General features: G+C 60.8%; 8 protein-coding genes. 2 read left to right on the top strand and 6 right to left on the bottom strand.

What is annotated here, in order from left to right; genetic code table 11:
- From P2Q66_RS18385 to P2Q66_RS18360, 6 genes are all read right to left on the bottom strand, one after another.
- Positions 1-783 carry a 2-hydroxypenta-2,4-dienoate hydratase gene (locus P2Q66_RS18385; RefSeq protein ID WP_275730447.1) on the bottom strand — a complete coding sequence of 261 codons (783 nt, stop codon included), beginning with the start codon at positions 781-783 and terminating at the stop codon, positions 1-3.
- Between the two features lie 88 nt (positions 784-871).
- The gene (locus P2Q66_RS18380) at positions 872-1,282 is read right to left on the bottom strand and encodes an ester cyclase (RefSeq protein WP_275730446.1); all 411 of its coding nucleotides are present in this window, start codon (positions 1,280-1,282) and stop codon (positions 872-874) included.
- Positions 1,279-1,827, bottom strand: coding sequence for a flavin reductase family protein (locus P2Q66_RS18375; protein WP_275730444.1), 549 nt, complete (start codon positions 1,825-1,827; stop codon positions 1,279-1,281). The genes P2Q66_RS18380 and P2Q66_RS18375 overlap by 4 nt, the downstream gene beginning before the upstream one ends.
- A 43-nt stretch (positions 1,828-1,870) precedes the next feature.
- Positions 1,871-2,395, bottom strand: a complete 525-nt coding sequence (locus tag P2Q66_RS18370; RefSeq protein WP_275730442.1) for a flavin reductase family protein — start codon at positions 2,393-2,395, stop codon at positions 1,871-1,873.
- Entirely contained in the window at positions 2,392-3,693 is a 1,302-nt protein-coding gene (locus P2Q66_RS18365; RefSeq protein WP_275730441.1) for an NAD(P)/FAD-dependent oxidoreductase, read from the bottom strand. The genes P2Q66_RS18370 and P2Q66_RS18365 overlap by 4 nt, the downstream gene beginning before the upstream one ends.
- 39 nt (positions 3,694-3,732) lie before the next feature.
- A complete protein-coding gene (locus tag P2Q66_RS18360; RefSeq protein WP_275730439.1) occupies positions 3,733-5,133 on the bottom strand; it encodes an LLM class flavin-dependent oxidoreductase in 1,401 nt (466 codons plus the stop codon).
- Positions 5,134-5,386: 253 nt separating this feature from the next.
- Here P2Q66_RS18360 and P2Q66_RS18355 point away from each other — a divergent pair, with 253 nt between their 5' ends.
- Entirely contained in the window at positions 5,387-6,193 is an 807-nt protein-coding gene (locus P2Q66_RS18355) for an IclR family transcriptional regulator (protein WP_275730436.1), read from the top strand.
- 1,673 nt (positions 6,194-7,866) lie between these two features.
- Positions 7,867-8,967: an alcohol dehydrogenase family protein gene (locus P2Q66_RS18350; protein ID WP_275730434.1), complete on the top strand. Its 1,101-nt coding sequence runs from the start codon at positions 7,867-7,869 to the stop codon at positions 8,965-8,967.
- Positions 8,968-9,002 lie beyond the last annotated feature (35 nt).

Below are 9,002 nucleotides of genomic sequence, written 5' to 3'. Positions count from 1 at the left end.
TCAGGCGGTTACATCGAATTCGATGGTGCCCCAGCCTTCGAAGGTGCCGGACCAGTGCCCGGCTTCCCGCATCGGCACTGCCTTGAGGCAGCTGCCGGGCAGGATAATCTGCCCCGGTTGGAACTCGACGTCGTACTCAGCCAAACGGTTTACGAGCCAGGCTGTAGCGGCAAAGGGGTTGCCGAGGATGTTGCGGGTGTTTCCGGAGATGATCTCCCGGTCATTGAAGTTCAGGACACCGCGGGTGTTGCTGAGGTTCACCTCGTTGACCCGCCGTGGGGTACCGCCCAGGAGGATGGCACCGGTTGAGCCGTTGTCGGCAAGGGTATCCGGAAGGCTGATTGCCCAATCCTTGACCCGCGAGTCAATGATTTCGATGGCCGGCAAGGCGTACTCGATGGCATCGATGACATCTGCAACGGTGGTGTTCGGCCCGCGGAGGGGCTTACGCAGCAGGAATGCCGGCTCAAGTTCAACAAAGGGCTCGATGAATTTGTTCAGTTCGAGCGAAGTGCCTTCGTAGGCGAAAGTGCTGGCAAGCAGGTGCCCGTAGTCAGGCTGGTCCAGGCCAAACGCGTCCTGCATGACCTTGGCGATGTTGCCAAGCTTGTAGCCGACCAGGCGGTCGCCATTGGCAACGGCGTGCTCAACATTAATTTTCTGGACCTCGAACGCGCCGTGCACGTCCAGGTCTGGCCAGGATTCAGTGGGAGCCGCGATGGCTTCGCCTTGGATCCGTGCCGTGCGGAGTGTGCCCGCAATATCCTCAAGCAGGATGGCCATGTAATTCCTTTCAAGTGTGGTGCCGCCGACTGGGTACGACAATGTGTCCGGCGCGCGGATGATGAAGTTCAGCAGTGAGGCGTCGTGCTCAGTTGCCCAGGTGCCAGATGCCGAGGGCTGACAGAAGCTCGCGGGGATCCCAGACGACATACTCTTCGGCGAGCTTGTCGTTTTCAAAGCGGAGGAATGACGCTCCCGACACGGTAACGGGACGGCCGGTGGGAGGGACATCCATGAACGGGCCCTTGTGCGTGCCCTTGGTTTGCCAGTGGATCGCTACCTGGTCCCCGTCTTCGACCATCTGCAGGATCTCGACGGTGGAGTCCGGAAATGCCGTGTGCATGTCCTTGATGGTGTTCTGGAGGCTGGCGAAATCCTCGGTTCCTGACTTGGACCGGCGGATGTAGTTAGGGGCAAGGATCCGCTCGAAGGAAGACAGATCTCCGGTCCCCCACGCGCCGTTCCAGGCCTTGAGGATGGTTTCCTGCCTGGTGCTCATGATGCGCTCCTTGCTGCTTCTGTGGGAATTTCAATGGGCTGGTACTGGCCGAACTTGCCGCCCCTGAACAGCAGGGCATCACCGCTGCCTTCGGCCATGTGGGTGACGGCGCCGACCACCATGTAGTGGTCGCCGACGACGATTTCAGCTGTTACGACGCAGTCGATGTAGGCGATGGCGCCGTCCAGGTGAGGAGTTCCAAGCGGGCCGTCCGTGCTGGGCAGGCCTTCAAACTTCTCGGGCCCCTTGCGCGAAAGGGACCGGCAAATGGGGATTTGATCGTCGGCGAGGATGTTGGCCGTGAAGTTTTTGAGCTTGCGAAGCTTCGGCCAGCTCGAGGAGGACTTGTCCACGCAGAACATGACCAGGGGGGGCTCCAGGGACAGCGACTGGAAGGTTCCAACCACGAGGCCGAGTTTCTCTTTGTCGTCGTTGACTCCGGTGATGGCCGTGACGCCGGTGGGCAGCTTGCCGAGGACCTGTCGGTAAAAGGCCGGCGTTATATCCGTGTCCGGGGTTTTTTCTGTTGCAGGAGTGATATCCATGTCAGGTTCTTTCATTGGCTCGACTGTGGGCGGCTTTGCCCGTCTAGGAGTGGGGGGTGGGACGGCTTTCTGAGAAAGTCCCGAAGGTGCCGCCGTGGAAGATCAGGGGCGCACCCTCACCTGAGGTCATTTCCAGCACGCTGGCGATGACGACGGCGTGGTCTCCGGCGGTGAACTGCTGTTCGATGCGGCAGTCGAACCAGGCGATGGAGCCGCGAATGTGCGGCGTTCCCCACAGGGATTCGGACCACGAAACGCTGCTGAACTTGTCCTCACCCTTGCTGGATAGCGCACGGCAGACCTGCTGCTGGTCTTCGGCAAGCAGGCTCACACTGAAGATGTCCGCTTCCAAGATCTTCGGCCAGCTTGTGGAAGTATGCGTGACGCTGAACGTGACCAGGGGCGGGTCCATCGACAACGAGGCGAAGGTGCCAACAATCATCCCGTTCTGCGCACGCGTGACGGGGTCTGTGGCACAGATCGCTGCGACCCCGGTAGGCAGGTGGCGCATGACGGAACGGTAGGTGTCCGAATCGATTCTGCGGGCTTCAAGCAGGGGGGCGGTCATGGCTGTTCCTTGAGTTCTGCGTGGACGTTGCGGGAGGTGCGCAGGCCGCTTTCGATGGCGCCGTCGAAGAAGCCGGCCCAGATGTTGGCGGTGTCGCTGCTGGCGAAGTGAAGTGCGCCTTCGCTGGCCTGCTGGGCGGCGTGGTACTTGGTGAGCTGGCCGGGGCGCTGGATCTGCCAGGTTTCCTCGGCGTAGGGGTCTTCGCCCCATTTGTGCCCGGTGACTTCGAGGACTTCCAGGTCGTCGCGCCATACCTTGATGGCGTCCTGGATCTGTGCTGGATCGGTGACGTCGATGCGGTTTGCGTCGGCTCCGAAGCCGACCAGTACGGCGTCGTTGTCGCCGATGAATTCGGTGCGGATCACGGACAGCGGCTTGTCCTGGGCCGAGTAGGCGAAGAAGGGCTTGATGGGGCCCTTGACCCGGATCCAGGCCTTGACGCCCTGGGAGGCAGTCTTTTCCCGGCTGGGGGCCAGTTTGCCCTCGGACAACGCGGGCTGGACATCGAGCTTGTGCAGGATGTTCTGCGGCAGGGTGATGACGACCTTTTTGGCCCGGATTTCCCGGCCGTCGCCGTAGGTGACGGTGGCGCCCTCGCTGTCGTGGCGGATGCTGGTCACCGGGGTGTTGAGGCGGATGTCCGCAGTCGTGTCGTCCGCGATCGCGTTTACCAGGGTGTCGTTGCCGTCCTTGAGGCGGTAAATCGCTGAGGCCTCGTGCATCAGGTGCCAGTGCCCGGAGGACCCGGCCGTCCAGCGCAGCGCATTGACGTACGCGCACTGATCCAGCGGTGCGTTGAAGTGGCCAACCCAAGCAGCCTCGTTCGCGTTCCGCTCGTCCTCGGACAGGTCCAGCTTGTCCAGCATCTCCTGCAGGTTGTACTGGTCCACCTCGGCCAGGTTCTCCACCGTCAGCGGTGCGTCGGGGCGGGGCAGCCACTTCATGGTGTCTTCGAGCAGCCGGGTCATGCCCGGGTCGATGAGCTTCATGAAATCATCCAGGTTGCCGCGGCGCACCTCGTTGCCGGCCAGCCAGTAGGTTTCCTCTGAGCGTGGGCCGCGGGAGACCTCCAGGCCGTACCGGGTGACCTCGGCCCAGACATGGGGCTGGGTCCAGTGCAGCCAGTTCCCGCCAAGTTCCAGCGTCCTGCCAAGACGCTGCTCGGTGTACAGGCGGCCGCCAAGACGGTCCCGTGCTTCCAGGACGATCACGCCGTGGCCGCGGTTACTCAGCTCACGGGCAGTGATAAGGCCGGCCAGACCGGCTCCAATGACGACCACGTCGGCGTGTTCAGCCATGTGCAACTCTCCTCTTTGGTGCAGTGCAGCGGGGAATAATCAGTGGTTGGCGCCCGTGAGCCGCTCTGTGCGGAGCTTGGTGGCGGGGTGACCATCCAAGGTGTACCGGTGGCCCGGGAAGAGCTTTTCGCGAAGTGTTGTGGGTTCCTGGTCCTGCGCGCGTGCCGGGGAAACGATGCCCTGGTTACGGAGTTCAGGCAGGGCCAGTTCGATGAAGTCTTCCCAGCTGCCCGGCTTGGTGGTGTAACTGAGGTTGATGCCGTCCACATCCGCTTCGTCGCGCCAGCGGAGCAGTTCAGCGGCGACCGTCTTCGGGGAGCCGATGATGGTGCAGCCGCTGCCGCCCACGGCGAGGAACTCAGCGATCTGGCGCGGGGTCCAGTCCCGGTCGGGATCGGCCTTGGAGAACATGTCCACCATGGACTGGGCAGCCTTTGTTCCGACGGATTTGAGCGGAGCGTCCAGGTCGTAGCTGGACATGTCGATGCCGGTCCAGCCGCTGAAGCGCGCCAGGCATCCCTCGATGGGTGCGTTGGCCACGGCCTGGTCATACTTTGCCTGTGCCTCTTCGTCGGTGGGAGCCACGACGACGGTCAGCAGGACAACGACCTTGATGTCGCGGGGATCCCGGCCTGCGTCTGCTACGGACTGACGGACCTTGGCGACCGTGCGCTTGGCACCTTCCACTGAGGTGCTCTGGATAAAGATTGCTTCGGCGTGCTTGCCGCCGAAGGCCATGCCCCTGGAGGAGGAGCCGGCCTGGAACAGCACGGGAGTGCGCTGCGGGGAGGGCTCGCACAGGTGGAAACCGGGAACGTTGAAGTGCGTACCGGCATGGTTGATCGGGTGGACCTTGGCGGGGTCCACGTACGTGCCGGCCTGGGCGTCGTGGACCACTGCGTCCTCTTCGAAGGAGCTTTCCCAGAGCTTGTAGACCACGTCCATGTACTCGTCGGCCATGTCGTAGCGCTCTTCGGGGCTGAGCTGCTGCTCCTTGCCCAGGTTCCGGGCAGCGGCTTCCGAGTAGGAGGTCACGATATTCCACCCGACGCGGCCGGACGTGAGGTGATCCAGTGTGCTGAAGCGGCGGGCCAGCAGGTAGGGCGGCTCGTAGGTTGCCGAGCAGGTGACCCCGAAGCTCAGGTGCTTCGTGACCGCGGCCATGCCACTGATGAGCACGGTGGGATCGTTGATGGGGAACTGGGCCGCATCGCGAAGGGCCTCGTCACCGGAACCCGCGTAGACGTCGTGGTAGCCGACGTTGTCGGCGAAAAAGATCCCATCGAAGCTGGCATCCTCAAGCATCTTTGCCACACCTGTCCAGTACTGGAGGTCGGTGTAGCGGTGGCCTTGGTCCGCCTCGTTGCGCCAGGATCCGGAAGTGAGGTGCGCCGGAGCGAAAACGTCGAAGGCAAAAAGACTCAGGGGTTCATTTTTCATGGCAACGGTACTTCCTTGGACTGTGCCTCGCGGCGGGGCATCGTACTGACAAGTTCAAAAAATTGAACACTACGTTCAATTTAGATGTTGCGTGGCTCACTGTCAAGAGGGAGCTGTTCCGGATTCACCACGCCTCCGACAGATAGGCTCTTCTGGTTTGAACGAACGGTTCGAGAAGTGATTAGGGCCTAGGATGGATGAAGCAATCGGATTGAGGCCCCTAGGGCCAAGCGGAGGCGGAATGGGAGCCGGAATGGCAACGGAACAGAAAGCACTGCCGGAGGATTCAGGGGCGGAGACCACGCCCGAGCCTTTCGACCTCATCAATAAGTCCGTGGTGAAGGCGACAGTGCTTCTCCGCGAACTCGGACGCCACCGCGGCGGTATTAACGTCACTGAACTGGCACAGAGCGTGAAGATGTCGCGCCCAACCGCATTCCGACTCCTCCTGAGCCTTGAACAGACGGGCTTTGTCGAACGCGAGGACAACCGCTACAAGCTCGGGTGGCAACTGGCGCATTTGGGCAGGCTGGCTGATCCGTATGCCGGAGCAGTAGCCAGGGTTCAACCCGTTCTGGACGAATATGCCGGTCGGCTCAACGAGACGTTCAGCTTCGTCATCATGCGCGGCGATTGGGACCACGAGGTAATCGCCGAGGCCTCCGGCTCACGCTACCTCGCCACGCAGACGTATCTGGGTGGAACGTACCCACTTCACGCCAGCGCCACGGGAAAACTCATCCTTGCCGAACACGATGATGAGGAAATCAAGACCACACTCCCTGAAAAGCTGGAGTCGTTCACCGCCAACACGATTACCGGCAGGGGAGCACTCCTTAAGGAACTTCGGAGCGTCCGTGAACAGGGTTACGCAGTCACTGATGAGGAACTGGAAGTAGGCCTATTCGCAATGGGCCGCGCCGTGCGCGACACCGCAGGGACCCTCATTGGCGTTTTCGTCATCAATGGACCAGTCCAGCGACTGAAAACCGAACGGCTGCCTGACTTTGAGCGTGAGCTGAGGCAAGGGGCGGAAGAGGTTGCCAAAGTTCTGGCCTAGCCTGGGGTAGCCTACCTGCGCGGTTCGCTCCGGGCGATATCAGCGATCGGAGGCCATCTTCTGCTTTTCCAGCTGCCTAAGGCATCGGCGCGCAAGACTCTTGCTTAAACCGGTCCGCCTCGCCAAGTTAACGGCGTCAATTCGGAGTGTTCGGTTTCGGTGCTCCAATTCGAGAACTGTCGCCACGCGCTGCATTGCCCACACCGGAAGCGATGTCTGCGAATTCAACGCCGCGCTGCCATCGGATGGAAGCCCCTCAAGCTGCTTACGCCTACCATGCCGGACTCGTTTTCCTTTCTGAAAGAGCCACCCTGCTGGCGACTCCGAACACAGTGTTCATTTTATACGCGAGGGTGTCCAAGAAGCTGCCTCGTCAATCCCAGGCTTAGGGACAAGTCGGCCGCTCCAACAAAAAATACCGCCCGCTTGCGGGGGGCATGCACCCCCTTATTGCAGGGGCTCACGAATTCTCCCGGAACACGGACTTCCACGCCCAGCTGCTCCGGGAGACCCATCAATACCTCTTTGTGAACTGGGCTTCGCGACCCAATACTCAGGAGCCAAAACGATCGCGAGGTTCCGGCCGCGCCTTCAAAGCGGTTGATCTTACCTTGCTGGTTGACGAACAAGCAGACGCGACGGGAATTTGCGGCATGGGGCGCGTCGATGGGGACGTCGAACACACATTCTGCCTAGTCGTTCCGGCTTGTCGTGCGTTCACCCTATGAACAATTCATTTATCGGTTGAACACCAAGGTAGGGTGGCGCCGGCCATATCGTCAATTTTGGCTCGTCACTTTTAATGAACTTCGGCCTTGAGAAGCCAGATTCCGTCCTCATGTCGCACTCCCCGGCAAGAGCAATCGGCCGGCTGCGCTTCGGCCCGTTTCTCAATCATGGATGACCCCGTCGTCCGGACTCCATGCGGAGCATATTCCCTTGCTTCCGCACGTGAGCCGTGTCATACTGCTGTTGTTCATTCAATGAACGATCTATTCAGTTTATGAACGCACCTAAGTGGTGACGATGCTGTCCGAGCCAAGATCTCGAAAGGAAGACACGATGTCTCTGACCTACCGCTCCCTCACAAGCGCCCTTACTCGGCCCCATCGAAAGCAGGCTGGGGAAAGCTCGCTGCATCAGTCCCCGCCAGCGCACGACCTTGGCTTTTCAGGGCAGATTACGTGCTCCCCCTGGGAAGGCATATACCTCGATCAGGGACAATCATGGTCTTCAGAAAATGAAGCCGCGTCGTCCCTGGATGAAGAACTGGATCGATTTCTTGCCCAGATACTGCCCGGAAAATAGCTTCGACGGTCACCAGCGCAAAGAAGTAGCGATGAGCACAACACACGGCACCGTGGCCGGTGCATCTGACACTGACAGCCCACTACACGCCTCTATCCCTATGTCTTGGAATATGGGGGCAATCTCCGCAACAGCCACGGCTGTTCAACGGGAGAGTCGGCTGCATTCGTCCACAAATGTCAGCGCTAAGTACCTTAACCCGGCAAAAGCAGAGGGAGAAGACGTACCATCTCCCTCTGGCCCAGGGCTTGGGAGTTTCCTCACCGCGTTGATGTACGGAGAGTAAATTCCCGCCTGGTTGCATGATTTTGAACCGCCGACGTCCGAAGCAACGGGCACACCCTTGAAAAGCTGCGAAAGGATCAATGATGACCCTGCCCACGACGATGGCCGCCGTGCTATTGACCGGCCATGGCGGCCCGGAGAAGCTCGAATACCGCACTGATGTGCCCGTACCCCTGCCGGGTGCCGACGAGGTACTGATCCAGGTTGAAGCCGCTGGAATCAATAACACGGACATCAATACGCGTATCGGCTGGTATTCGAAGGCCGTCAGTGGCGACACCAATTCGACCGCGACACAAGACGCCACCAGCGCCGATGCCGACGATGCCTCGTGGTCAGGGGTGCCGCTGACGTTTCCGCGAATTCAGGGCGGAGACGTGTACGGAAGGATCGTGTCCGTAGGCGAAAACGTCGACGAGGGTCGCCTAGAGAATCGCGTCATCGTGCGCAATTTAATGCGCCACTACGTCGACCGCCGCCCCTACGAGTGCTGGACCTATGGGAGTGACTGTGACGGCGGTTTCGCCCAGTTCGCGGTGGCTCCATCCACCGAGGCCTACAGAATTGACTCGGATCTCTCTCCGGTAGAGCTTGGGGCGGTCTCGATTGCCTACTCAACGGCGGAGGGGATGCTCCATCGCGTCCGACTGGGTGCAGAGAAGGTCCTCATCACAGGCGCCTCCGGCGGTGTTGGCCTTGCAGCCGTGCAACTGGCGAAGCTGCGGGGTGCCGAAGTTATCGCGATCTGCTCAACGACCAAAGCCGATGTCGTCCGCGCTGCCGGCGCGGACCAGGTGATCGACCGCACTGAGAACCTGCTCGCAGCACTCGGTCCGCGTTCGATAGACGTGGCGGTCGACGTGGTTGGTGGCGCGGGCGTGTCCGAATTACTAAGCCTGCTGCGCCGCGGTGGCCGATATGCCATTGCAGGGGCCATCGGCGGTCCGCTCTCGGAGATCGACCTGCGCACCCTCTACCTGAACGATCTGTCGCTGTTCGGCTGCACCTTTCAAGAGGACGAAGTCTTCGAAAATGTGGTGCGCTATATCAACAGCGGTCAGCTCCACCCTGTTGTTTCCCAGACCTACCCCTTGAGCGAAATCCACCGCGCACAGGAGGACTTCATCTCCAAAAAATTCCCCGGCAAGCTCGTGCTCGTGCCACCGCCCGTCGAGTCCTAGCCGACGCCAGCACCACACAAGAAGTTAAGACATTA

The sequence above is a fragment of the Arthrobacter sp. Cr_A7 genome, assembly GCF_029222765.1.
GTDB lineage: Bacteria > Actinomycetota > Actinomycetes > Actinomycetales > Micrococcaceae > Arthrobacter.
This window is presented reverse-complemented; position numbering and strand designations above follow the sequence as displayed.

Excerpts from the sequence above, each read along its gene's own strand:
- P2Q66_RS18350 (WP_275730434.1), top strand. The coding sequence starts at position 7,867 with ATGATGACCCTGCCCACGACGATGGCCGCCGTGCTATTGACCGGCCAT.
- P2Q66_RS18360 (WP_275730439.1), bottom strand. The coding sequence starts at position 5,133 with ATGAAAAATGAACCCCTGAGTCTTTTTGCCTTCGACGTTTTCGCTCCG.
- P2Q66_RS18365 (WP_275730441.1), bottom strand. The coding sequence starts at position 3,693 with ATGGCTGAACACGCCGACGTGGTCGTCATTGGAGCCGGTCTGGCCGGC.
- P2Q66_RS18370 (WP_275730442.1), bottom strand. The coding sequence starts at position 2,395 with ATGACCGCCCCCCTGCTTGAAGCCCGCAGAATCGATTCGGACACCTAC.
- P2Q66_RS18380 (WP_275730446.1), bottom strand. The coding sequence starts at position 1,282 with ATGAGCACCAGGCAGGAAACCATCCTCAAGGCCTGGAACGGCGCGTGG.
- P2Q66_RS18385 (WP_275730447.1), bottom strand. The coding sequence starts at position 783 with ATGGCCATCCTGCTTGAGGATATTGCGGGCACACTCCGCACGGCACGG.
- P2Q66_RS18355 (WP_275730436.1), top strand. The coding sequence starts at position 5,387 with ATGGCAACGGAACAGAAAGCACTGCCGGAGGATTCAGGGGCGGAGACC.
- P2Q66_RS18375 (WP_275730444.1), bottom strand. The coding sequence starts at position 1,827 with ATGGATATCACTCCTGCAACAGAAAAAACCCCGGACACGGATATAACG.